General features: G+C 74.0%; 24 protein-coding genes and 1 tRNA gene. 12 read left to right on the top strand and 13 right to left on the bottom strand.

All coding sequences use genetic code 11. From position 1 onward, the window contains the following. Nucleotides 1–108: 108 nt before the first annotated feature. On the bottom strand, nt 109–297 hold the full coding sequence (locus ACLQ14_RS00660; protein WP_425808820.1) for a YegP family protein: 189 nt from the start codon (nt 295–297) through the stop codon (nt 109–111). Nucleotides 298–400: 103 nt separating this feature from the next. After that, nucleotides 401–955, bottom strand: a complete 555-nt coding sequence (locus tag ACLQ14_RS00665) for a low molecular weight protein-tyrosine-phosphatase (protein WP_425808822.1) — start codon at nt 953–955, stop codon at nt 401–403. A 137-nt stretch (nt 956–1,092) separates the two neighbouring features. Here ACLQ14_RS00665 and ACLQ14_RS00670 point away from each other — a divergent pair, with 137 nt between their 5' ends. Genes ACLQ14_RS00670 through ACLQ14_RS00680 form a run of 3 tightly spaced genes read left to right on the top strand, consistent with a single transcriptional unit; the run spans nt 1,093 to nt 3,858 of the window. Further along, nucleotides 1,093–1,785, top strand: a complete 693-nt coding sequence (locus tag ACLQ14_RS00670) for a winged helix-turn-helix domain-containing protein (RefSeq protein ID WP_425808824.1) — start codon at nt 1,093–1,095, stop codon at nt 1,783–1,785. After that, on the top strand, nt 1,782–3,080 hold the full coding sequence (locus ACLQ14_RS00675) for a sensor histidine kinase (RefSeq protein ID WP_425808826.1): 1,299 nt from the start codon (nt 1,782–1,784) through the stop codon (nt 3,078–3,080). The genes ACLQ14_RS00670 and ACLQ14_RS00675 overlap by 4 nt, the downstream gene beginning before the upstream one ends. A gap of 58 nt (nt 3,081–3,138) precedes the next feature. After that, nucleotides 3,139–3,858, top strand: coding sequence for a DUF4232 domain-containing protein (locus ACLQ14_RS00680; RefSeq protein ID WP_425808828.1), 720 nt, complete (start codon nt 3,139–3,141; stop codon nt 3,856–3,858). A gap of 300 nt (nt 3,859–4,158) precedes the next feature. Here the strand turns inward: ACLQ14_RS00680 and ACLQ14_RS00685 are convergent, their stop codons facing one another. Continuing rightward, nucleotides 4,159–4,848, bottom strand: coding sequence for a TetR/AcrR family transcriptional regulator (locus ACLQ14_RS00685; RefSeq protein ID WP_425808830.1), 690 nt, complete (start codon nt 4,846–4,848; stop codon nt 4,159–4,161). A 126-nt stretch (nt 4,849–4,974) separates the two neighbouring features. Here ACLQ14_RS00685 and ACLQ14_RS00690 point away from each other — a divergent pair, with 126 nt between their 5' ends. Next, on the top strand, nt 4,975–5,931 hold the full coding sequence (locus tag ACLQ14_RS00690; RefSeq protein ID WP_425808832.1) for an NAD-dependent epimerase/dehydratase family protein: 957 nt from the start codon (nt 4,975–4,977) through the stop codon (nt 5,929–5,931). A gap of 25 nt (nt 5,932–5,956) precedes the next feature. Beyond that, entirely contained in the window at nt 5,957–7,054 is a 1,098-nt protein-coding gene (gene trpS, locus ACLQ14_RS00695) for a tryptophan--tRNA ligase (RefSeq protein ID WP_425808834.1), read from the top strand. Here the strand turns inward: trpS and ACLQ14_RS00700 are convergent. After that, nucleotides 7,035–7,943, bottom strand: a complete 909-nt coding sequence (locus ACLQ14_RS00700) for a helix-turn-helix transcriptional regulator (RefSeq protein ID WP_425808836.1) — start codon at nt 7,941–7,943, stop codon at nt 7,035–7,037. The genes trpS and ACLQ14_RS00700 overlap by 20 nt on opposite strands. Nucleotides 7,944–8,072: 129 nt before the next feature. Between ACLQ14_RS00700 and ACLQ14_RS00705 the strand changes: the two genes are divergently transcribed. Then, nucleotides 8,073–9,014 (top strand): MBL fold metallo-hydrolase, encoded by a 942-nt coding sequence (locus ACLQ14_RS00705; protein ID WP_425808838.1) that lies wholly within the window; start codon nt 8,073–8,075, stop codon nt 9,012–9,014. Here ACLQ14_RS00705 and ACLQ14_RS00710 read toward each other — a convergent pair whose 3' ends face one another. The 4 genes from ACLQ14_RS00710 to ACLQ14_RS00725 are packed head-to-tail and all read right to left on the bottom strand — an operon-like array spanning nt 9,015 to nt 12,093. Further along, complete coding sequence (locus tag ACLQ14_RS00710) at nt 9,015–10,298, bottom strand: MFS transporter (RefSeq protein WP_425808840.1); 1,284 nt, start codon at nt 10,296–10,298, stop codon at nt 9,015–9,017. Further along, nucleotides 10,295–10,864 (bottom strand): MarR family winged helix-turn-helix transcriptional regulator, encoded by a 570-nt coding sequence (locus ACLQ14_RS00715; protein ID WP_425808842.1) that lies wholly within the window; start codon nt 10,862–10,864, stop codon nt 10,295–10,297. Before ACLQ14_RS00715 ends, ACLQ14_RS00710 begins: the two co-directional genes overlap by 4 nt. A 39-nt stretch (nt 10,865–10,903) precedes the next feature. Continuing rightward, nucleotides 10,904–11,410, bottom strand: coding sequence for a hypothetical protein (locus ACLQ14_RS00720; protein ID WP_425808844.1), 507 nt, complete (start codon nt 11,408–11,410; stop codon nt 10,904–10,906). After that, the gene (locus ACLQ14_RS00725) at nt 11,407–12,093 is read right to left on the bottom strand and encodes a uracil-DNA glycosylase (RefSeq protein WP_425808846.1); all 687 of its coding nucleotides are present in this window, start codon (nt 12,091–12,093) and stop codon (nt 11,407–11,409) included. The genes ACLQ14_RS00720 and ACLQ14_RS00725 overlap by 4 nt, the downstream gene beginning before the upstream one ends. Before the next feature lie 50 nt (nt 12,094–12,143). Between ACLQ14_RS00725 and ACLQ14_RS00730 the strand changes: the two genes are divergently transcribed. Next, a complete protein-coding gene (locus ACLQ14_RS00730; RefSeq protein WP_425808848.1) occupies nt 12,144–12,452 on the top strand; it encodes a hypothetical protein in 309 nt (102 codons plus the stop codon). 26 nt (nt 12,453–12,478) lie between these two features. On the opposite strand, the gene ACLQ14_RS00735 is transcribed toward ACLQ14_RS00730, so the two are convergent. Continuing rightward, the gene (locus ACLQ14_RS00735; protein WP_425808850.1) at nt 12,479–12,868 is read right to left on the bottom strand and encodes an A1S_2505 family phage non-structural protein; all 390 of its coding nucleotides are present in this window, start codon (nt 12,866–12,868) and stop codon (nt 12,479–12,481) included. Between the two features lie 70 nt (nt 12,869–12,938). Between ACLQ14_RS00735 and ACLQ14_RS00740 the strand changes: the two genes are divergently transcribed. Then, entirely contained in the window at nt 12,939–13,670 is a 732-nt protein-coding gene (locus ACLQ14_RS00740) for a DUF6891 domain-containing protein (RefSeq protein ID WP_425808852.1), read from the top strand. Nucleotides 13,671–13,692: 22 nt separating this feature from the next. On the opposite strand, the gene ACLQ14_RS00745 is transcribed toward ACLQ14_RS00740, so the two are convergent. After that, complete coding sequence (locus ACLQ14_RS00745) at nt 13,693–14,652, bottom strand: diguanylate cyclase domain-containing protein (RefSeq protein ID WP_425808854.1); 960 nt, start codon at nt 14,650–14,652, stop codon at nt 13,693–13,695. A 142-nt stretch (nt 14,653–14,794) separates the two neighbouring features. Here ACLQ14_RS00745 and ACLQ14_RS00750 point away from each other — a divergent pair, with 142 nt between their 5' ends. Next, complete coding sequence (locus tag ACLQ14_RS00750; protein ID WP_425808856.1) at nt 14,795–15,853, top strand: hypothetical protein; 1,059 nt, start codon at nt 14,795–14,797, stop codon at nt 15,851–15,853. A gap of 101 nt (nt 15,854–15,954) precedes the next feature. After that, nucleotides 15,955–16,338 (top strand): VOC family protein, encoded by a 384-nt coding sequence (locus ACLQ14_RS00755; protein ID WP_425808858.1) that lies wholly within the window; start codon nt 15,955–15,957, stop codon nt 16,336–16,338. A 16-nt stretch (nt 16,339–16,354) separates the two neighbouring features. Here ACLQ14_RS00755 and ACLQ14_RS00760 read toward each other — a convergent pair whose 3' ends face one another. From ACLQ14_RS00760 to ACLQ14_RS00770, 3 genes are all read right to left on the bottom strand, one after another. Beyond that, nucleotides 16,355–20,029: a discoidin domain-containing protein gene (locus tag ACLQ14_RS00760; RefSeq protein ID WP_425808860.1), complete on the bottom strand. Its 3,675-nt coding sequence runs from the start codon at nt 20,027–20,029 to the stop codon at nt 16,355–16,357. A 148-nt stretch (nt 20,030–20,177) separates the two neighbouring features. Then, nucleotides 20,178–20,588 (bottom strand): RidA family protein, encoded by a 411-nt coding sequence (locus ACLQ14_RS00765; RefSeq protein ID WP_425808862.1) that lies wholly within the window; start codon nt 20,586–20,588, stop codon nt 20,178–20,180. A 101-nt stretch (nt 20,589–20,689) separates the two neighbouring features. Further along, nucleotides 20,690–20,772 (bottom strand) — tRNA-Leu (locus ACLQ14_RS00770). 320 nt (nt 20,773–21,092) lie between these two features. On the opposite strand from ACLQ14_RS00770, the gene ACLQ14_RS00775 reads away from it, so the two are divergent. Further along, a complete protein-coding gene (locus tag ACLQ14_RS00775) occupies nt 21,093–21,836 on the top strand; it encodes an FhaA domain-containing protein (RefSeq protein ID WP_425808864.1) in 744 nt (247 codons plus the stop codon). A 10-nt stretch (nt 21,837–21,846) separates the two neighbouring features. Beyond that, a complete protein-coding gene (locus ACLQ14_RS00780) occupies nt 21,847–22,413 on the top strand; it encodes an FHA domain-containing protein FhaB/FipA (protein WP_425808866.1) in 567 nt (188 codons plus the stop codon). The last annotated feature ends 2 nt before the right edge of the window (nt 22,414–22,415 follow it).

Consider the following 22,415-nt stretch of genomic DNA (forward strand, 5'->3'; position numbering starts at 1 on the left):
GGCGGACCCGCCCACCCCGGCCCCGTCCCCCCCCGGCCGGCGCACGCCCGGGGCGGGGGGCCGGCTGAGAGCCGCCCCCGCGGCCCGTTCGTCGTGTTGCCGTCGCTCTCAGGTCTCGTCGACGACGTCCGCGCCCGGCGCGTGCTGCTTGATCGACTCGATCGCGGACACCGCCGACGCCTTCTGCGCGTACTGCTGGCTGTTCGCCAGGATGTTGCCGTTCGCGGCCACGATGCGGAACCAGAACTCGCCGCTCTTCTCGCTCTTGTGGATGGTGAACTTCACGGGGACCTCCATCGGTCCTTCTCGCGACGCGGTCGAACGACCGCCGGGGCCCTCTGCCCCTTGCACCCTCAGTCTTCGCCCCACCCGCCGGGACCGCCCGGCGGACGGGGACGGGTCACCCCGCCCGACGGCGCAGCTCGGCGTCGACGTGCGCGACCACACCCTCCGCGCCCGCCTCGACCTGGACGAGGCATGACTCGAAGTCCTCGCGGTCGCCGTACCAGGGGTCGTCGATGTCGAGTCGGTAGCCGTCCGGGCCGTCCGGGTCCACGCGCGGCGCCGCCGGTTCGAACGTCCGGTACAGCCGGACCACGGGCCGGCCGCCCGCAGCGCCGGCCAGCCGGTGCAGGGCCCGGGCGTGGAGGACGGTCATCGGCAGGACGAGGTCGCGCGCCGCCAGGTCGGACGGGCGGACCTGCCGCGCCCGGTGCGCGCCGCCCGTTCCCGCGAGCGCCGCAAGGTCGTAGCCGTGCGCCTCGAGCACGGCGACGGCGCGCCGGTCCATCGGCCGGCCCTGCTCCTCGTCGCTGATGCCGGTCGAGTCGACGACGACCCGGTCGCCCAGGCCCGCGGCGTCGAACCGGTCCCGCAGCACCACCTCCGCCATCGGCGACCTGCAGATGTTCCCGGTGCAGACGGTCATGACGCGGTAGGGATCGTGGACAGCCATGACCCCATCCTGCCAACCGCCTCCCCACCGGTGCCGAACACGGGGTCCGCGTCCGTCAGTTCACGCTGACGGACGCAGGCCCCGTTCTCGCGGGGCCGCGAACCCGTGCTCGCCCACCGGTCGTAGAGTCGGGCCGCGTGAAGCTGCTTCTCCTCGAGGACGACGCCGAGCTCGCCCCCGCGCTGGTCGGGGCGCTCCGCGACCACGCCTTCGTCGTCGACCACGCCACGACGATCGCCGACGCCGACCTCCTGGTCGCGACGTCGCACCACGACGTGCTGGTCCTGGATCGTGCGGTCCCGGACGGCGACGCGCTCGACCTGGTCGACCAGCTGCGCCGCGGGGGCGTCACGACGCCCGTCCTGCTGCTCACGGCCCACGGTCAGGTCGCGGACCGCGTGGCCGGGTTCGAGCACGGCGCCGACGACTACGTGGTCAAGCCGTTCGCGCTGCCGGAGCTCGTCGCACGCATCCGGGCGCTGGCGCGGCGGCAGGGCACCGCCCGGGCGAGGGTCCTCACGAGCGGCCGGCTCGAGCTCGACGTCGTCCGGCACCGGCTGACCCTGGACGGGATCCTGCTCAGCCCGACCCCCAAGGAGTTCGCGGTGCTCGAGGTGCTGCTCGAGCGTGCCGGCGAGGTCGTGAGCCGGGCCGAGCTCGTCGAGCGGTGCTGGGACGAGCTCACCGAGCCGTCGTCGAACGTCGTCGACGTGCTCGTCGGGCAGCTCCGCCGCCGGCTGGGCGAGCCCGACCTCATCGAGACCGTGCGCGGCGTCGGGTACCGCCTGGCGGACGACGCCCCCGCTCCCCCCGACCGGGCCGAGCGATGACCGACCCGGCGCTGGGGCCTGCCCGCAGGCGGATCAGCCGGATCCGCTGGACGACGACCGTCGTGTTCGCCGCGACGACCGCCGTGTGCCTGGGCGTGCTCGTCGTGATCGCGCTGCGGGTCGACACCTCGGCGCAGACCAAGGCGTTCGACGAGGGCCTGCGGCAGCAGGCCGGCTCGCTCTCCGAGCTCGTGAGCATCGCCGACGACGGCTCCCTCGACCTCGGCCGCCTCAACGCCACCCAGGTGGGCCGGACGACGTCGGTGCTCGGCGTCGTGACGCCGTCGTCGATCGAGTACGCGGAGCCCGACCAGGACGCCCTGCCCACGGACGCCGAGCTGCGCCGCGTCATCACCGCCCAGCAGGAGGACGCGGGAGTCGCCGGGTTCGTCGCGGCGCAGCAGCGCGGGCGCACCCTGCACTGGGCGGCGGCGCCCGTCTTCGACGCCGCGAGGATCACGTCGTCGACGCCGGTCGGGGCCGTGCTGCTGGTCGGCGGGACGGTCCCCGGGGCGGCCGAGCACGCGGCCCTGCGCAACCGACTGGTCCTCACGAGCATCCTGCTGGTCGTCGGCGCGAGCCTGCTGGGGCACGTCGTGTCCGGGCGGGCGATGCGGCCGGCCGTGCGGGGCCTCGCGTCGCAGGAGCGGTTCCTCGTCGACGCCGCCCACGAGCTCCGCACGCCGCTCAGCGTCCTACAGCTCGAGGTGGACCGGGCGGCCCGGCACCCCGACGACCCGGACGCCCAGCGCGCCGCCGTCGACGGGGCACGCCGCCAGGTGCGACGCCTGTCCGCGCTGACGGACGCGCTGCTGCTCCGGGCGCGGGCCGCCGTCGGCACCGCGGACCTGTCGCGCGAGCCGCTGCGCCTCGACCAGCTCGTCGAGCAGGTCGTCACCGAGCTCCGGGACATCGCGCCCGACGACGCCCGCATCACCGTCCGGCCCGACCCGCCCGACGCCGTCGTCGTCCGGGCGAACCCGGACGTGCTCGCGCTCGGCGTCCGGAACCTCGTGGAGAACGCGCTCCGGCACGGGCGGCCGCCGGTCGTCGTCGAGGTGCGCGGCGACGGCGTCATCGTGACGGACGCCGGCCCGGGCATCCCGGAGGCGGACCGCGCCCGCATGGTCGCCGCCGGGACGACAGGCGATGGGCGGCCGGGCACGGGGTCGGGGCTGGCGATCGCGTCCTGGGCGGCCCGGGTCAACGGGGGCAGCCTCACGCTCGACGACGTGCCGTCCGGCGGGCTCCGCGCGACCCTGTCCTTCCCCGCGGACGGACGGGCGGGCGCCTGAGCGGATCGTGAGGCCGCGCCTCATGCTCCGCTCATCCGCCCCGGACCAGACTCGAGGCATGACACGTCGACACACCCCTCGCGTACCGCACGTCGGCCGCACGGTGACCGGTGGCGTGGCGCTCGTCGTCGTCGGGCTGCTGACCGCGGGCACGCTTGCCGCCTGCAGCGGCGGGGACGACGCGGACGCCCCCGCCGCGACCGCTGCCACGACCCCGGGCGAGCCTTCGACGCCGGCCTCGACGGGCGGCTCCGACGCCACGAGCACGCCGTCGCCCTCACCGTCGTCAGGCTCCACGCAGGCCGGCGGCTCGTCGCCGTCGCCGTCGCCGAGCTCGCTCCGCGTCGCCCGCTGCACCGCGGACCACCTCACGGGGACGCTGACCGCCGGTGACGGCGGCGGCGCCGGCAGCACGTTCCCGTACCTCGTCCTGAAGAACACGGGCGGCTCGCCGTGCCAGCTCCAGGGCTGGCCGGGAGTGTCGTTCGTGGGTGGGGACGACGGCACCCAGCTCGGCGCGGCCGCCACGCTCGACCGGTCGAGCCCGCACGCGACGGTGACCCTGCTCCCGAACGGTCACGCGCACGCCCCCCTCAAGATCGGGCAGGCCGCCAACTACTCGGCGAGCACCTGCAAGCCCGCGAAGGCGGACGGCCTGCGCGTGTACGTCCCGGGCGAGACGCACGCGATCTTCGTGAAGGCGTCGGGGCTCACCGCGTGCACGAGCAGCAAGGTCCAGCTCCTCCAGACCCAGGCGATCCAGCCGGGCGCGGGCTGACGCTTCCCCGTCGGCGAAATTGCTTGGCAGGGTGCCGGGGGCCGCAGTAGCGTCGTCGGCACATGGGAAAGGAGGTGATCCGACCAGTGAAGACTCTTCGGACGCATGAGGTGATCGCGCGCTAGCTCGCGCGGCACGTCTCCGGACGAGCTGGCGAAACCAACGCCATCACCGGGCCCGTGGGTGTTGCGGAATCGTCCACCGCGACAGGCGGTCCTCCCTCTCCATGTGGGATCGGACCTCCAGCCCACGGGCTTCTCCATGCCCGACGACGGCCGCTCGCCCCGGCGGGCACCTCGCCTACGCGAGTCCCACGAGTTCCGCCAGCAGCCCGACCTGGTAGTCGAAGAAGCCGTCCCGGTCGGTGAGCGTGTCGGGCCCCCACTGGTCGAACACGTCGAACGAGACGAGCCCGAACAGGCCCGACCAGAGCTGGAACGCCGCGGCGAGCGCGCCCACCGGCAGCTCGAGACCGAACTCGGCCCGGATCCGCTCCATGTCCGCCCGGACACCCTCGGGCACCTCGCGCTCCTGAGGTTGCAGCCTGCCCGCCGCTGACGCGTCCGTGAGGACGCGGAGCAGGGCCAGCACGACCCGGATCCCGGGCTGCGTCGTGCGGTCCGCGGGCGCGGCGTAGCCGGGCACGGGCGTCCCGTAGAGGAGCGCGTAGCTGGACGGCTCCCGCAGGCTCCAGGTCCGGACGGCGCGCGCCGCGGTGAGCAGGCGGGCGCGCGGCTCCTCGGGGGCGTCCGCGAGCGCCTCGTCGACGGCGTCGCCGAGCTCGTCGTAGGCGTCGACGATGAGCAGCGTGAGCAGCTCGTCGCGGCTCCCCACGTACCGGTACACGGCCGACGAGACGACGCCGAGCTCGCGCGCGACGGCGCGCAGCGAGAGGTCGGCGGGACCGACGGTCGCGAGCTGCTCGCGCCCGATCCGCACGATCTCGCGCATCGTGTTCTCACGGGCGAGCTGTCGGGGCGTGGGGGCCATGGCACCGATCCTGCCCCAGGAGCGCGCAGGACACAAAAGTGAGCACCGCTCTTGCTTTCTGGCCGAGCGTGAGTCATGCTCGCGCCGTCAGCAACCGAGAGCACTGCTCACAGATGGGACGTGACCATGAGCATCGTCATCGCCGGCGCCGGACCGATCGGCACCACCGTCGCCCGCCAGTACGTCGACCAGGGGACGCCCGTCCGCGTTCTCACCCGGTCAGGGTCGGGCCTCGATCACCCGCTGGTCGAGCGCCGCCGCGTCGACGTGAACGACGCCACGGCCCTCGCCGCGGCGGCCCAGGACGCCGAGATCATCCACTTCTGCATCCACGCGTCCGCGTACGACGCGACGGTCTGGGAGCGCGAGCTCCCGGCCGCCGAGCGGACGGTGCTCGCCGCGGCCGAGGCCGCGGGCGCCGTCGTCGTCTTCCCCGAGAGCCTGTACGCGTTCGACGGGTCCGGCACCATCACCGAGACGACCCGGCACGACGCGACGGGCGGCAAGCCGGGCGTGCGGGCGCGGCTCCTCGCCGCGCGGGCCGCGTCGCCCGTCCCGACGGCCAGCGTCGTCGCGTCCGACTACTTCGGTCCGGGCGCCGGGGCCAACGCGCACGCGGGCGACCGCATGCTCGGCCCGGCGACGTCGGGCGGGACCGCGCGGCCGCTCGGCAACGCCGACCTGCCCCACAGCTGGACCTACCTGCCGGACCTGGCCGCCGCCATGATCCGCGCCGGCGAGGTCGCGCGCGACAGCCGCCGCACGACCGGGGCCGCCGACGGCGCGACCGACGGCATCTGGTTCGCCCCCACCACGGCGACCTGCAGCCAGCGCGAGATCGCGACCGCGTACGCGCGCGCGGCCGGGCGCCCGGAGGCGAAGGTCTCCGCCGTGCCGGCGTGGCTCCTGCGCACCGCTGGCCTCGGGAGCCGGCAGATGCGCGGACTCGCCGAGATGATCCACCTGTTCACGCGCCCGCTCGTCATGGACTCGTCCGCTAGCGACGCCGCGCTCGGCCTCAAGGCCACCCCGTTCGACGACGCCGTCCAGGCGACCGTCGACGCATACCTCGCCACGGCGTAGCGCGACCCCGCGATACCCTCGGGGCGTGTCCAGCACCGCAGAACCGACGCCGTCCCCCGCGCCTGCCACCACGTCCGACACGTTCGCCGAGTCGCTCCGCCGCACCGAGGCCATCCGGTCGAACCTCGACGCGCACCCCGAGCGGTACCGCGTCCTGACGGGCGACCGTCCGACGGGCTCGCTGCACCTCGGGCACTACTTCGGGACGCTCGCGTCGCGCGTCGTGCTGCAGGACCAGGGCGTCGAGACGTGGGTGCTGGTGGCGGACTACCAGGTGATCACGGACCGCGAGACGACCGAGAACATCCAGGACAACGTCCGGGGTCTCGTCCTCGACTACGTGGCGGCGGGCATCGACCCGGAGCGCTCCACGATCTTCACGCACTCCGCGATCCCGGCGCTCAACCAGCTCCTGCTGCCGTTCCTGTCCCTCGTCACGGAGGCGGAGCTGCTCCGCAACCCGACCGTGAAGGCGGAGCTGGCGGCGTCGGGCCGGGCGCTGTCCGGGCTGCTGCTGACCTACCCGGTGCACCAGGCCGCGGACATCCTCTTCTGCAAGGGCAACCTCGTGCCCGTCGGCAAGGACCAGCTCCCGCACATCGAGCAGACCCGTGTGGTCGCGCGCCGGTTCAACGAGCGCTACGCGAAGAAGAACCCGGTGTTCCCGGAGCCGCAGGCGCTCCTGTCCGACTCCCCCGAGATCCCGGGCCTCGACGGCCGCAAGATGTCCAAGTCGTACGGCAACGCGATCGCGCTCGGCATGACGGCGGACGAGACCGCGAAGCTCATCCGCAAGGCGCCGACCGACTCGGACCGCCACATCACGTTCGACCCCGAGAACCGCCCCGGCGTCTCGGCTCTGCTCACCTCGGCCGCGCTGTGCACGGGCGGCGACCCGGTGCAGATCGCCGAGGAGATCGGCGACGGCGGCGGGGGCGCGCTCAAGGCGTTCGTCACCGAGGCCGTCAACGAGCGGTTCGCGCCGCACCGCGCACGCCGCGCCGAGCTCGCCGCCGACCCCGGCTACGTCCACGAGGTGCTGCGCCGCGGCAACGAGCGGGCCAACGAGGTCGCCGAGAAGACGCTCGACGAGGTCCGCGCCGCTATGGGGATGGTGTACTGACCGCACCCGTCGACCCGGGGGCTGCCCGCAGCTCCGGGACGTGGGCGAGGAGCGTCAGCGCCCCCGCGGACGGCGAGCCCGACGGCGCCGTGTGGGTCACGAGGGTCTGGTCGGGCGCGTCCACGGCGCGCAGCGTCTGCTGCGTGACCACGAGGTCGCCGACCAGCGGGTGGTGCAGCGCGTAGACGGCGGTCGCGCACGGCTGGACCCGCTGGTCCGCCCACAGGGCCGCGAACTCCGGGCTCGCCATCGACAGCGAGCCGACGAGCGACGCGAGCTCCGGGTCCTCCGGGTGCAGCCCCACCGTGAGCCGCAGGTTCCCGACGACGGCGCGCGCCTTGGCCGGCCAGTCCACGTACAGCGCCCGCGTCGGCTCGTCGAGGAAGACCATCGACGCCAGGGAGGGCCGGGTCGCCCGGTCGAGCGGCGCGTCCTCGTCGAGGTGCGGCGCGAGCAGCGCGTGCCCGAGCGGGTTCCAGGCGAGCACGTCGCTGCGCCTGCCCACGACGACGGCCGGGATCCCGCCCAGGGAACCCAGCAGCTCGAGGAGCGCGGGGTCCGCGCGCTCGGCCACCGGACGCCGTCGGGCAGGACGGCGCTGCCCGCCTTCGGCGAGGCTGCGCAGGTGGGCGCGCTCCGCCCCGGTCAGGCGGAGGGCCGACGCCACGGCGTCGAGCACCTGCGGCGACGCGTGCCGCGCGTGTCCCTGCTCGAGCCGGGCGTAGTACGACGGGCTCACGCCGGCCAGCAGGGCGAGCTCCTCGCGGCGCAGGCCGCTCACCCGGCGGCGGTCGCCGTACGACCTGAGGCCCAGCTCCTCGGGCGTGACGCGGTCGCGGCACGCGCGGAGGAACGCGCCGAGCGGACCGGCGGACTCGTGGGGGGTCACGCCGCCAGTCTGGCCGAGGCCTCGTCGCCGTGCCTCTCCCTGGCAGGGAGACGCAGGACCGGGGCTGGTCGGGGGGCAGGCCGCGGCCGAGGGTGGAGCCCGAACCGCCCCACCCGAACGGAGCCCACCATGACCACGACCACGACCTCCCCCGCCCCGACCCTCACCTTCGGCGACGTCACCGTGACCCGCGCCGTCGAGAGCGTCGGCAGCATCGGGATGACCCCGGACCAGTTCTTCCCCGGAACGGACCCCGCCGCCTGGGAGGGCCACGAGGAGATGCTCCGCCCGCACTTCCTCGAGGACGACGGCGACTCGACCATGCGCAGCACGTCGCGCGTCGCCATGCAGACCTGGGTCCTGCGCAGCGGCAGCCGGACGATCCTGGTCGACGCCGGCGTCGGCAACGACAAGGACCGGCCGGACGTTCCCGGCTGGTCGCACCTGCGGACCGGGTTCCTCGACGGACTCGCCGCCGTTGGGGTCAGGCCCGAGGACGTGGACGTCGTCGTGAACACGCACCTCCACGCCGACCACGTCGGGTGGAACACGTCGCTCGTCGACGGCACGTGGGTGCCCACGTTCCCGAACGCGCAGTACCTCATGCCCGTGGAGGACCTGGCGTTCTGGGACCCGGCGGCGGGGAGCCGGACGATCATGGGCCCCGGCGCTCACACGGTGTGGGCCGACAGCATCCTGCCCGTGATCGCCGCCGGCCAGGTGACGTCCTGGAGCGGCGCCCACCGCATCGACGACGCCCTCACGCTCGAGGCGGCGCCCGGGCACACACCGGGCGCCTCGATCCTGCGGCTGCGTTCCGGTGCCGACGAGGTGCTGTTCGTCGGCGACACGCTGCACAGCCCGGCGCAGGTCGTCGACGTCCACACGAGCAGCTGCTTCGACGAGGACACCGTGACCGCGCACGCCACCCGCGACCGCCTGTTCGGCGAGGCCGCCGACAAGGGGCTCCTGATGTTCCCGGCGCACTTCGCGGGGCCGAGCGGGTTCCGGGTCGAGCGTCGGGGCGACGGGTTCGCCGTGCGCGACTGGGCGCCGCTCACGGCGATCTGACTAGGCGGACGCCGCCTCGGCCGGGACGTCCACGGGCGCGCGCCCGGGGACCCGGTAGGTCCGCAGCGCGCGCACCCGCGTGGCGAGCGCCCCGACGACGACCACGCACGCCAGCCCGCCGCTGACCAGGGCGACCGTCGGCGACGTCAGGCCCGCGACGATCCCGCCGCGGACGTTCCCGACGTCCGGTCCCCCCGCGCCGACGACGAGCTCGGCCGCCGCCACCCGGCCGCGGTACGCGTCGGGCGTGACCGTCTGGACGAGCGTGCCGCGCGACACCACGGACACGGTGTCGGACGCCCCGGCGAGCGCGAGGAACAGCAGCGTCGCCCAGCCGGACTGCACGGCTCCGGCGGCGGCCAGCGCGACGCCCCAGCAGGTCGCCCCGACGAGCATGGTCGCGCCGGGGCGGCCGCGTCGCGTGAAGGTCCCCGACAGGAGGTTCGCCACGATCCCGCCGCCCGCGAGCGCTGCGGCGAACAGGCCGAACGTCTGCGGGGCGCCGCCGAACCTCTCGTCGTTGAGCGCGGCGAACAGGCTGATCGGCATCGCGAACACGGTCGCCGCGAGATCGACGACGAACGCCGCGCGCACCAGCGGCTGGCGGGCCACATAGCGGAGGCCGTCGACGGCGTCGTGCACGCCCGTCGCCCACGTCCCGCGGGTGGGGGCGTCCGTCCGCTCGGCGCGCAGCGCCGGCAGGCGCCATACCGCGTAGAGCACGCCGAGGAAGCTCACCGTGTCCACCAGGTAGCAGACGCCCACGCCCCACACCCCCGCGACCAGGCCGGCCAGCGCGGGACCGAGCAGCACGGCAAGCTGGAACGACATGCCCATGAGCGCGAACCCCGCGGCGAGCCTGTCCGGGCCGAGCAGCGCGGGGGCGAAGGTGCGGCTGGCCGGCCCGCCCACGGAACCGGCCGTCGTCTGGAGGGCGACGAGCGCGAGCAGCCACACGGGCGGCAGGCCGCCCGCGAGCGCCTGCGCAGCGAGGGCGGCCGAGACCACCAGCTGAGCGACCGACGCGCCCAGCACGATGCGGCGGCGGTCGTGGCGGTCCGCGAACGACCCCGCCAGCATCCCCACGACGACGAGCGGCACGACGTGCGCGATGCCGACCGCGCCGGTCCACGTGGTGCTGCCGGTGTCGTCCCAGAGCTGCAGCATGACCGCGGCTGCCGTCATCTGGGTGCCGAGCTGGCTTCCCGTCGAGCCGAGCCAGAGGCGGCGGAAGGGCGCGTCGCGCAGGGGGCGGACGTCGACGAGCGCGTTGAGGGCGCTCACGACGCGTCGGGGGCGGACGCGGCCGCGTCGTGCGAGCCGGCGTCTTCGGGCGGCGTCAGGGACATCCGCGCGGCGATCCGGTCGCGGAAGGACCGGCGGGCGAGCGCGGCGTGCAGGTCGTCGACGACGCGCGTCAGCGGGTACGGGAGCTCGGACTCGAGCTCACGGACCGCGGCCTCGGTCGCGTTCCACTCGTCGACGAGGTAGGCCACGAGCGACCGGCCGTGCTCGGTCAGCTCGACCAGGCGGGTGCGCGCGTCGGGCCCGCTGACGGTGCGGACGAGGTCGGCGTCGCGCATCGCGGAGACCGTCTGGCTCATCGCCGAGTGGGTCACGTCGCAGCGGTCGGCGAGCGTGCGGATGGTGAGCGGGCCATCCTGGTCGAGCCAGACGAGCGGCAGCGAGTAGCGGGGCTTGACGCCCTCGATCCCGGCGGTCGCGTAGAGCGTGGCGATCTGGTCGTCGAGGTCGCGGAGGAGCAGGGTCAGCGGGCGCCAGACGACGGCGTCGAGCCGCTCGGGCATCGGGCGCTCGGGCGGGGAGGCGGGCGGGGTCGGCGACGTCACCCGGAGATCATAACAGCGCTTATATAAGTGCTGTCACGATCACCGCTCCGACCCTCGCGGCCTCATCGACAGCAGCGCGGCCAGCCCCGTCGGGGGCGAGACGATCTCGCTCGGCTCCTCGCCGAGGCGGAACGCGACCGCCCTGACCTCGCCCGGGGTCAGGGCGGCGGTGACGAGCCCGTCGTGCACCGCGGCGACCAGCGCGCCGTCGGCCCCGACCAGCGTGACGTGCGTGTAGCCGGCGACCCGCTGGACGTCCGCCCGGGCGCGCCGGACCTGCGGGTCCGACGACTGGGCGTCGACGCCCCGCCCGTCCTCGGCGACCTGCACCCGCACCCGGCGGGCCCACCGCGCCCGGCGTCGTCGGCGGAGGGACTCGAAGGCGGCGGCGACCACCGGGGGGACGTCGTCGCGCGACGGGCGCAGGTCGACGTCGGCGTCCGAGAGCCGCGCGCCCAGCACCGACGCGACCACGGCGAAGCGGGCGGCCGCGGCGTCCGGGGAACGCGTCCCGACCTCGAACCAGGTCCGCGCGTCGTCGGTCACGGCAGGGTCCAGTCGATCGGCTCCCCGCCCTGCTGGACGAGGAGCTCGTTGACGCGGGAGAACGGCTTGGACCCGAAGAAGCCGCGGTACGCGGACAACGGCGACGGGTGCGCGGTCGCCACCACGGGGACGTCCCCCAGGCGCGGGCGCAGCGACTGGGCGTCGCGGCCCCACAGGATCGCGACGAGCGGGCCTCCGCGGGCGGCGAGCGCCTCGATCGCGCGGTCCGTGACCTCCTCCCAGCCCTGGCGCCGGTGCGACCCTGGCGTGCCGGGCGAGACCGTCAGCACCCTGTTGAGCAGCATCACACCCCGCTCGCACCACGGCGTCAGGTCACCGGTCGACGGCTGGGGCGCGCCGACGTCGTCGTGCAGCTCGGTGAAGATGTTCCGCAGGCTTCCCGGCAGCGGGCGCACATGGGGCTGGACCGAGAACGACAGGCCCATCGGGTGGCCCGGCGTCGGGTAGGGATCCTGGCCGACGATCAGCACGCGGACCGCGTCGAACGGGTACGTGAACGCGCGAAGCACGCTCGACCCGGAGGGCTGGTACCCCCGTCCGGCGTCGTTCTCGGCACGCAGGAACTCGCCCATCCGGTGCACGACCGGCTCCACGGGGGCGAGCTCGCGCGCCCAGCCCGCGTCCACGAGCTCGGCGAGGGGTACGGGCGTCGTCGTCGTCACGCGGCCAGCCTAGAGGCGCGGGGCCCGCACACCGACCTACGATCGCGGCTATGGAGCCGGACGAGCTGCCCGACAAGTCGTTACGCGGCCCCGACGGGACCGTGTACAGGCGAACACCGCAGCGCGTCACCCGACGAGTCGCACGCGACGCGGTCGACGCCGGCGCCGCCGTGGTGACGGACATCTGGCCTGACGGCCTTCGCTGGTTCGATGGCGACGACGCGCGGAACGCCTGGAAGGCCATTCAACCCGCGCTCGTGACCGGTCGGCGCCCCGACCCACACGACGTCCAGTGGGTCGGGCACGTCTGGACATCGGACGACGGTCGCTTGCTGTTGCGCTTCGACGGCCAGCACTGAGTACCGGTGCGGGCTGCGCGCGCCGGTCAGCGATCGAGCAGGGTCGCGAACGGCTCCGGGAGCAGGACGTTGTCCGGTGCGTCGGTGAACAACGGCGCGACCCGCGCCGCGTCCCAACCGGCGATGCCCGTCCCGACGGGCGTCAGGAGGAAGGTCAGCTCGGGGTGGTCCGCGGCGAAGGCGAGGAAGTCGCGGACGTCCGCGACGAACGCGTCCCAGCCGGACATCGTGTCGATCCCGTAGGACCGCCCCTGGAGCCCGTGCCCCTGCCCCCACACCGCGCCGAACCGCTCGTACGCCGTCCGCGCGGCGCCGCCGCCGTGCGCGCCGGACGCGTTCGACCCGAACACGAACACCTCGCCGTCCGCAAGGTCCGTGATTGTGTGGGAACTCGTACGGCGCTGGCCCGCACTCATCGCTCAAATGTACGTGTATGAGCTTTGGGCGGGCGGAAGCTTCGTGGGTCGCGACTGCCATGCTGGGGACATGCCTCTCTTCCGCAGGCCCGGGTTTCCACGTAGATCACCCGATCCACCTGAGCGGTCAACGGCCTCCGACGAAGACGTGCCAGTTTCCGACAACCAGCTCGAAGAGAGAGCGGAAGAACTCCTCCTCCCCGGTTTTCGGACCATGCAAGAGACGGTCGACGCCCTCCGCGAGGAGTTCGAGCTCGACGACGACGACCCACGTCCGAGCCGCACGGTGGCCAGCGTGCGTAGGGCGCGCCTTGCCGAGCAAGAGAGCTGGGCAGGGGCCTCCGACCACGATCGGTTGGTCGAGGCGTTCCGCACCCTCGGCGAGATGGGGATCGTCGGCAGGATGGCATTCGCCTGCTGCCAGACCTGCGGGACTGCGGAGATCGACGACGAGCGCACCGCCGACCCGGATGCGTGGCCAGAGGCCTACCCGTGGCGCGAGTGGGGCTACACCTTCTTCCACGAGCAGGACGCGGATCGACTCGCGACCGAACCCGCTGACCTCTACCTGACCTTCAGCACATGGCGCCCTGCACCCGGACTCGCTCCTGAGCTCCTGACGCGGGCGCGTAACGGTGACGATGACGCCCGTCGTGAGGTCTTCCGCGAGTCGGACGCGCGCGTTGGGCAGCAGGTCGCCGACGCGGTCCGTCGTGTAGGGCTCGAGGTCGACTGGTCCGGCGACCCAGCGCAGCGCATCGCGGTCCGCGTCGATCGATGGCGGCGGCGGCTACCTGACTGAGCATCGCGCGAATCTATGTCGGTCACGACGCCCGGGCGAGCCCTCCCGCCGACTGCAGCAGCCGCCGCTCGGCCTCGCGGACGAGCTCGTCGGGGTTGCCGACGCCCGCGACGGACCATACGACGGTCGAGTGCAGCGCCGGCCACCGGCCGGGCTCCAGGTCCTCGGGCGGGACGGCCAGCTCCCCGAGGACGTGCTGACGCAGCGCGTCCGCCGAGGCCGCGGCGGTGATGTCGTCCATGGCGGGCAGGGTCGCGAGCACCGCGAACCGGTCGCCGTCGACGCGCCCCGCCTCGCAGCCGCGCGGCAGCGCCGCCTGGAGCCGGCCGGCGAGCACGGCGAGCACGGCGTCTCCCCCGCCCTGACCATGGCGTGCGTTGAGGCCCGCCATGTCGCGCACGTCGAGGAGCAGCAGCACGACCCGGGTGCCGCTCCCCCGCAGGAGTCCGCAGCGGTGCGCCAGCGCGTGCCACGTCGCGGCGCGCGTGGGGAGCCGGGTCAGCGGGTCGTGCGTCGACCGGTCGGAGAGCGCCGCGACGAGCGACCGCATCACGTCGGCGGTGGTCGCGCTGCTCCACGTCGGTCCGGCGACGAGGACGTCGTCGTACCGGCGCTCGTCCACGCGGGCCATCGCGCTCAGCGCCACCTCCGACACCGGCAGCCCCGGCGGCACGACCAGCGGCGACCAGTCCGCGATCGACGCCGTCGGCTTCCGGTCCAGGACGGCCCGCCCGTACCCGAGCCGGCCGGTGAGCGCCGCGGCGAGGCCGGCCCGTGTCACCATCCCGGTGCGGCGCGGGTCGGCCTCGTCCTGCACGACGACGCAGCTCACCTCGGGACGTCGGAACAGGACCTCCAGCTGCCCGACGGGCACGGTCGAACCGACGACGAGGACCGGCTGGGAGAGGTCGCCGACGACCCCGGCGAGCGTGGCCCGCGGGGAGGCGACGCTGCGGGCGAGCCGGGAGATCTCGTCGTGCACAGCCGGATTCTGTCGGTCCGCGCCCGGTCGCACGAGAGGGTTCGCCCGATGTTCCGCCGACGTTCGCCCCGGCGTCGACCGGAGGCCGCGCGGCGTTGGCGTGGGCGACCGGACCGGCCCGCGCATGACGCAGAATGGGGACGTGCCCGTGCTCTCACACCTGGTCGGCAGCGTCTCGCAGCCCGACGCCGAGTCCGTGTTCCGTGTCGTCGCCGAGACCCTCGGGGACGGCGTGGCCCGCATCCCCGACGGCGAGGTCGGCGAGCGCTTCTACTGGATCCAGTTCCAGAAGTCGCGCTTCGACGCGACGCCCGGGCTGGTCAGGGTCGGCGAGCCGGGCCCGCTGCTCCGCGGGCTCTTCGACAACCGGCCCATCGCCGTCGCGCCCGACGTGGACCCCGGTTCCCTCCGGCTGCCGCCGCTCGGCTACGCGGACGCCGCCCTCGACTCCTACGCGATCTTCGCTCGCCTGCGCGATGACGGCGTGATCCCGGCGGGCGTCCGTTTCCAGGTCTCACTGCCCACCCCGGCGGGCGTCGTCGGCAGCTTCTTCGCGGACGACGCGAAGGCCGCCGTCGAGCCCGTCTACGAGCGCGCGGTACTCGCCGAGCTGGCCCGCATCCTCGACGGGATCCCCCACGAGGAGCTCGCGATCCAGTGGGACACGGCGCTGGAGTTCGGGCTCCTCGAGCAGGTCGAGCTGCCCGGCTACCGCATGCGCGCGTGGTGGTCCGACGACCCCGCGGACGTCCTGCCGGGCGTCGTCGAGCGCGCCGCGCGGTACGCCGCCGCCGTGCCCGACGACGTGTCGCTGGGCTGGCACCTCTGCTACGGCGACGTCGAGGAGCACCACTTCGTCCAGCCGAAGGACGCCGGCACGCTCGCCGACGTCGTCACCGGCATCGCGCGGTCCGTGACGCGCCCGGTCGACTGGATCCACCTGCCCGTCCCGATCGAGCGCGACGACGAGGGGTACTTCGCGCCGCTCGCCGCCGCTGAGTGGCCGGCCGGCGCCACCGTGTTCCTGGGGCTCGTGCACCACGAGGACGGGGTCGAGGGGGCGCTGCGTCGCGTCGCGGCCGCCCGCACCGCCGTGCCGGAGTTCGGGATCGCGACCGAGTGCGGCTTCGGGCGCGGGCCGGCCGAACGCACCGTCCCTCTGCTGCGGCTGCACGCCGAGGTCGCCGCAGCTCTGGCCTGATCCGCCGGATCATCCGCCGCCGGGGGTTGCCCCGCGCCCGGGCGAGGCGTTCGCTGGGAGGGACGGCGTCGTCGTCGCCGGACCGACCGACGGGAGGGGCCATGCCCCGACGAGTGGTGCACTTCGAGCTTCCCTACGACGACGCCGACCGGGCGTCCACCTTCTACCGCGACGTCTTCGACTGGGGCCTGGAGACCTGGCCCGACGCGGGCGGGTACGTCCTCGCGTCGACCGGGCCGAACGGGGACCAGGGCCCGACGGAGCCCGGCTTCATCAACGGCGGCCTGCAGCAGCGGACCGCGGGGCACGCCGTCCCGGACGTCGTGATCGACGTCGACGACATCGACGCAGCCCTCGACGCGGTCGAGGCCGCCGGGGGCACGCGCCTCGAGGGGCGCGCGCCCGTCGGCGACATGGGCTGGGCCGCCTACTTCGCGGACACCGAGGGCAACGTCGTCGGGCTGTGGCAGACGAAGACGGCCTGACCGCCGGACGCCCGGCTCAGAGCGCCGGGCGCGTTGTGAAGGCCTCCACGTTGTAACCCTCGACGACGACGTCGACGGGCGGCTCGTGGCGCGCCCAGCTCGCGTCCTCGAGGGTCAGCGTGCGCGACTCCCCCGGGAGTAGCCACACGTAGTTGTCGCTCGCGAGCACCGGCAGCACGCGCTCGCCGGACGCCCGGTCGCGCAGCGAGACGCGGACCATCGCCGCAACGGTCGACCCGACGTTCCGGACGGTCACCTCGCCCGTGCCGGCCGACCGTCGCCACGACGCGCGCGCCGTCAGCCGCGCCCGGCCGAGCGACCCGAGCGCCCGCAGGTCCTCGTCCTTGCGGTAGCGCCAGTAGACGTTCTCCGAGACGAGGGCGCCGTGGGCGTCGGTGAGCCGCAGCCGCAGAAGGTGCGCGGCGGGCAGGCCGTCGCCGAACGGCACCTTCGACAGCGCCGTCGTCGCCGACGGCCCGACCGTCACGTCCTCCGTCACCGGGTCGGTGAGCGCGCGTCCGTCGAGGCCCAGCACCTCGGCACGCACGCGCGCACCCCGCAGCGCCGTCGTCGTGTGGTTGGTGACGCGGAGCGTCCAGTCGGTGGCGTCGGCCTGGACGTGGAGGGGCTCGCAGCCCTTGCGGGCGCCGTAGTAGCTGCCGTTGACGTCGAGGTCGTAGTCGTAGGTCTGCCAGACGGTCGAGTGCCAGGCGGGGTTGCTCATCCACAGCAGGAGGCCGGACGCGGGCTCGAAGAGCTTGGCGTTCCAGGCCTCGAACATGGCCCGCATGCCCTCGTAGTTGACGAGCTGGGCCTTGGTGCAGAAGTCGTCGAGGTCGGTCGCGTCGCCGAGCTGCTTCTCGATGACGTCGCGGTAGCCGGACACACCGGCCGCGCCCTTGGTGGCCCAGTCGTGGAGGAACCACGCGTCGCCGGGCGGCCACTCCTGTCCCACGCCGACGAGGTTGCGCATGCTCGCGGCGACGGACACGGTCGGGATGCCCACCTCGGTGTGGAACCCGAAGCTGTTCCACGTCCCGCCGCCCGTGTAGTACTGGTCGGGCGAGACGTGCCAGTACGCGCCACCGCCCGAGACGATGCCCTCGCGCGAGTTGCTCTGGTACAGGAGCGGCGTGAGCTCGCCGACTGCGGCCCGCAGCCCGTTGTCGACCTCGGCCGGCGGCGTCCCCTCGTTGGCCCCGCACCAGACGGCGAGGCACGGGTGGGTCCGGTAGCGCAGGACGGTGTCGCGGGACTGGGCGAGGAACAGCGCGTGGTCCGGCGGGTCGAGGAACCATGCGAGCGGGAAGTCGTTCCAGACGAGGATCCCGTTCTCGTCGCAGAGCCGGTACAGCTCCTCCCGGTTGCTCGTGCCGAGCCACACCCGGATCATCGTGAAGTTCATGTGCCGGTGCATGCGGACCATGGCCTCGAGCCGTCCGTCGAGCCCTCGCCGCAGGAGCTCGTCCCAGCCCCAGTTGCCGCCCCGGCACAGCACCTTGGTGCCGTTGACGCTGAGCTGGAGCGGCGTGGCCCCGTTGTCGACGGACTTCACGTCGGTCCACGTGTCGCCGTCGGGCGAGGTCTGGATGCGGAACTTCGCCGCGAGCCCCGTCTCCCACACGATCGCGACCTGCTCGAACGTCGCGGCGCTCCCGAGGTCGACCCGGATCCACTGCCCGTCCGTGTAGTTGGAGGACCACCGCGTCGAGGGATCGCCGTCGACGGCGTTCGGGGCCTCGTGCCCCGGCTGGTCCACCGACGACGCCTCCACCGGCTTGCCGCGCGCGAGATCGGTCCCGGCGGCGTCGAGGAGGGACAGCGTCCACAGGGACACGCCCCACATGCTGGCGCGCGAGTCGGCGTAGATCCGCACGTACCGCGCCGTCGTGCTCCCGACGTCGACCGTCTGCGCCACGCGGTCCGAGCCCGCGGGCGGGGCGAGCGGCGGGTCGAAGGCGTAGTCGAACTGACGGATCCCGTAGCGGACCGTCCGGGTGTCGCTGACCTTGCCGCGGTCCGTGACGGTGACGGTGAGGTCGTGCAGCGCGGGGTCGCCGTAGCCGTTGGGCCACCACAGCTCGGGGTCGCGGACGCGGAGCGCGGGGTCGTCCGACGGTGTGAAGGTCACGTCGACGCTCCCGCCCGCCGGGACGGTGACCGTCCGGGTCGCGCTCACGCCCGGCAGCGGCGCGACGCGCACCCGGGCGGTGCGGGCGACGTCGTCGGCGTTGGTGACCGGGACGGTGATCGCGAGCTCCGCGACGGAGAGGTCGGGCAGGTCCGGGAGCGTCGTGTCGATCCGCAGGTCGCCGACGACGAGCGCGCCGGTCGAGCGCAGCCGCATGTGGTTCCAGATGCCGGTCGCCCGGTCGCGGACGGCGGGCATCCAGTCCCAGCCGGTCACGGACAGCCAGGTCGGCGAGGCCTGGTTCACGAGGTCGGACCCGGCGTCCGTGTAGGCGGAGCCGTCGGGGCCCTTGTCGCCGGGGCTGCCGGGCTTGGGCATCGGGCTCAGCCGTGCGGCGAGCACCTGGCTGCCGTGCGCCTCGAGCACGTCGGTGACGTCGTACGACGCGCGGGCGAACGGGTGGCTCAGCGTCCCGAGCCGGGTGCCGTTGAGCCAGACCTCGGCCTCGTGGTTGACGCCGTCGAGCTCGAGCCAGACGCGCCGCCCGGCACCGGTGTCGAGGCCGTGCGGCAGGGTCAGCTCGCGGCGATACCACCACGCGTGCCGCGACAGCGCCTCGGGCACGTGCAGGTTGTCGAGCCCGAACGCCGGGTCGGGAAGCAGACCGCGCTCGACGAGCGTCGCGAGCACCGTCCCCGGCACCGTGGCCGGGAGCCACCCGCTGGTGTCGACGCCACGCGACGACAGCGCCGCGCCGTCCGCGGCGCCCACGCGCTCGTCGAAGGTGAGGCGCCAGCCCGACTCGACCGGGACCGTGCCGTCGTCCGCGGCCCGGAGCGCGGGAGCCGGTCGGCGGTCGGTCGGCCAGTCGGTCCAGCCGGTCGCCCCGGGCCGTGACGCGGGGGCCGACCCATAGACGGCGAAGCCGTTCACGCCCAGCGGGTTCGTGGTCGACAGGGCGCTCGAACGCAGCCGCACCCAGCGGGCGGTCACGGGAGCGTCGAGCACCACGTCGACGACGCCGCCCGAGGAGTCGGTGACGCTGCGGGCCGTGGACCATGCCTTCCCGTCGCGCGACGTCTGGATCGCGAACGCGGTCGCGTAGCTCGACAGGATCTCCCAGCCCGTCGTGCCGCTCCGCGGGTTGTCGCCCGGCGTCGGCTCGAACGCCGGGTCGCCCTGCTGCGCCTCGAACGTCACGCGGACACCCTCCACGGAGCAGAGCCCCTGGAGGTCGACCGCGATCCACTGGTCCGCGCCGTCCCCCGCACGCCAACCTGTCCCCTTCACCCCGACCTCGCTCAGGCCGTCGACCGCGAACTCCGGCGCGGCGGGAGCGAGGGCCGTGGACGAGACCGAGACCGGCCGGTAGACCGCGAGGTCGGCGCCCCGCGCCGGCTTGCCTCCGCGGGCGGCGCGAGCAGTGTCGGGCGCGGCGGCGGCGATCGCGACCGTCGCGAGGACGGTGGCGTTGACCTCCAGGAACCGGCGGCGGGTGAGGTGCGGGCGCCGTGCGCCTCCCGGTTCGGTGGGCAGGTCGGTCGTGGTGTGGTCCGACATCGTCGTGGGCCTCCTCGCGTGGTCGACGGTCCACGGCGACCGTCGTGCGGGAAGTCTTCAACAGCCGTGACATCGTTGTCAACGGCGTGCGTGACGATGCCTGAGCCGATTCAGGAGCCGCCCGGCGCGGTGGCGGCAGGCCCGCGCGTCAGGAGGAGGGCACCGCCGTCACGGCAGCCACGACCGCGATCTCGACGAGCGCACCCGGGAATCCGAGGGCCGTGACGCTGGCACCCGTCACCAGCGCGGGCTCGTCCGACGCGAGGTCGGACGCGATGGCCCGGTACGCCGCCCCCACGTCGGTCCCGGCGACGAACAGCACCGTCCACTGGACGACGTCGCCGATGGACGCACCCGCGGCAGCCAACGCGGTCTTCACGTTCTCCATGGCACGGACGGACTGTGCGGCCACGTCTCCCTCGCCGACGAGCGTGCCGTCCGCGTCGACGGCGTTCTGCCCACCGACGTAGATCGTGGTCGCGCCCGGCGGCACGACGGCCACGTGGCTGAACGCGGGGCTCCGTACCAGGCCCTGGGGGCGCAGACGCTCGACGGTCATGAGCCGAGCCTAGGCGGGGCCTGTGCTCCGGGCGCCCTGGATCCGCGCCGGGAACGACGAGACCCCCGACCGGATCTCCGGTCGAGGGTCTCGTTCTCGTGTGCGCGAGGGGGGACTTGAACCCCCACGCCCTTGCGGGCACTGGCACCTGAAGCCAGCGCGTCTGCCATTTCGCCACTCGCGCGCCGCAGAAGACTAGCACGCAGCGAAGGTGCGGTCCGAACCCGCTGGTGACGCCCGCCGCCCCGGACAGGATGACACCGATCTCCACACCGCCCCCGCATTCGGTCCGCAGGACTCCCGCACCCGTCGTCGGGCGCGCGCGTCGGGCTGGCTACGATCTAAGGGCGTGCGACCATGCCCACCCGGTAGTCGTTCGCCGACAAGCACGACAGCAACGACATAGACGGCACACACTGACACACTGTCACCGACCGCCGAGGCCTGCCCCGACCCGCAGGGTGGCCCGGCAGTCGCGCTGCACGACCGAGGGAGGAGGGCGCAGTGGGCGTACTGGACCGCTTCGAGCAGAACGTGGAACGCGCTTTCAACAACGCGTTCGCCAAGCTCGGCAAGGGTGAGGTCAAGCCCGTGGACCTGGCGAGCGCGCTGCGCCGCGAGGTCGACGACAGGGTCGCCGTGGTCGGCCGGGACCGCGCCGTCGCGCCGAACGAGTTCACCCTCCGCCTGGCGTCCGACGACTTCGCGCGCATCGAGGACTGGGGCGCCGAGGCCCTCGCCGACGAGCTCGCGTCCACCGTCACCGACCACGCCGCCGAGCAGCACTACGCGTTCGTCGGTCCCGTCTCCGTCACGTTCGACGAGGACGCGGCCCTCCACCCGGGGCAGTACGTGGTCCATTCGGCGAGCGTGCGCGGCGCGGTCCCGAACAACAGCAACGGCCAGTCCGCCCAGGGACAGGGGCCCGTCCCCAGCGCGCCCACGCCCAGCCTGCGCCACCCCCTCATCGACATCGACGGCCAGCGCTACCTGCTGACCGGCCCGGTCACGGTCATCGGCCGTGGCTCGGAGGCGGACATCGTGGTCGACGACCCCGGTGTCTCCCGCCGCCACCTGGAGATCCGGGTCACGCCCGACGGCGTCGTCGCGACCGACCTCGGCTCCACCAACGGCCTGTTCGTCGAGGGCCACCAGGTTCCCGCAGCGACGCTGCTCGACGGGAACAGCCTGACGATCGGCCGGACCCGCATCATGTTCTGGACGGGCGCAGCGGACGAGGCCGGGTGATCGGGCCTCGATGAGCGAGCTCACCTTCACCCTGCTCCGGCTCGGCTACCTGGTCCTGCTGTGGTTCCTCGTGCTCTTCTCCATCCGTGTGCTGCGCCGTGATCTCGTCGACCCCCGGCCGCCGCACACCCGCGCCGACGAGCTCCAGGCCGCTCCCCCCACGCCCGGCGTCCTGAGCGCGCCCAGCGCGGAGGGCGCCGTCGTCGTCGGGGCGCACCAGGCGCCCTCCAGCCCGATGCCGACTCCACCCTCCGGCGTGACCCGCACCCCGGCCCTGGCGCAGAGCGCCTCGATGCGCCTCGTCGTGACCGAGGGCGCGCTGCGCGGCACGACGCTCCCGCTCTCGACGTCGGCCGTGCTCATCGGCCGGTCCCCGAGCTGCACGCTCGTGCTCGACGACGACTACTCGTCCTCGCGCCACGCCCGGATCTTCCCGCAGAACGGCGCGTGGTTCGTGGAGGACCTCGGGTCGACGAACGGCACCTACCTCGAGGGTCGCCGCCTCGAGGTCCCCGTGGCAGTGAAGCCCGGCGAGGAGATCCGGATCGGCCAGACGACGATGGTCCTGCAGGGGTAGCC

It is taken from the genome of Luteimicrobium sp. DT211 (assembly GCF_049844995.1).
Lineage (GTDB): Bacteria > Actinomycetota > Actinomycetes > Actinomycetales > Cellulomonadaceae > Luteimicrobium.

Coding starts and splice junctions, on each gene's coding strand:
- ACLQ14_RS00675 (WP_425808826.1), top strand. CDS start 1,782: ATGACCGACCCGGCGCTGGGGCCTGCCCGCAGGCGGATCAGCCGGATC.
- ACLQ14_RS00680 (WP_425808828.1), top strand. CDS start 3,139: ATGACACGTCGACACACCCCTCGCGTACCGCACGTCGGCCGCACGGTG.
- ACLQ14_RS00705 (WP_425808838.1), top strand. CDS start 8,073: ATGACCACGACCACGACCTCCCCCGCCCCGACCCTCACCTTCGGCGAC.
- ACLQ14_RS00730 (WP_425808848.1), top strand. CDS start 12,144: ATGGAGCCGGACGAGCTGCCCGACAAGTCGTTACGCGGCCCCGACGGG.
- ACLQ14_RS00740 (WP_425808852.1), top strand. CDS start 12,939: ATGCCTCTCTTCCGCAGGCCCGGGTTTCCACGTAGATCACCCGATCCA.
- ACLQ14_RS00690 (WP_425808832.1), top strand. CDS start 4,975: ATGAGCATCGTCATCGCCGGCGCCGGACCGATCGGCACCACCGTCGCC.
- ACLQ14_RS00755 (WP_425808858.1), top strand. CDS start 15,955: ATGCCCCGACGAGTGGTGCACTTCGAGCTTCCCTACGACGACGCCGAC.
- ACLQ14_RS00760 (WP_425808860.1), bottom strand. CDS start 20,029: ATGTCGGACCACACCACGACCGACCTGCCCACCGAACCGGGAGGCGCA.
- ACLQ14_RS00660 (WP_425808820.1), bottom strand. CDS start 297: ATGGAGGTCCCCGTGAAGTTCACCATCCACAAGAGCGAGAAGAGCGGC.
- ACLQ14_RS00735 (WP_425808850.1), bottom strand. CDS start 12,868: ATGAGTGCGGGCCAGCGCCGTACGAGTTCCCACACAATCACGGACCTT.
- ACLQ14_RS00685 (WP_425808830.1), bottom strand. CDS start 4,848: ATGGCCCCCACGCCCCGACAGCTCGCCCGTGAGAACACGATGCGCGAG.
- ACLQ14_RS00765 (WP_425808862.1), bottom strand. CDS start 20,588: ATGACCGTCGAGCGTCTGCGCCCCCAGGGCCTGGTACGGAGCCCCGCG.
- ACLQ14_RS00665 (WP_425808822.1), bottom strand. CDS start 955: ATGGCTGTCCACGATCCCTACCGCGTCATGACCGTCTGCACCGGGAAC.
- ACLQ14_RS00780 (WP_425808866.1), top strand. CDS start 21,847: ATGAGCGAGCTCACCTTCACCCTGCTCCGGCTCGGCTACCTGGTCCTG.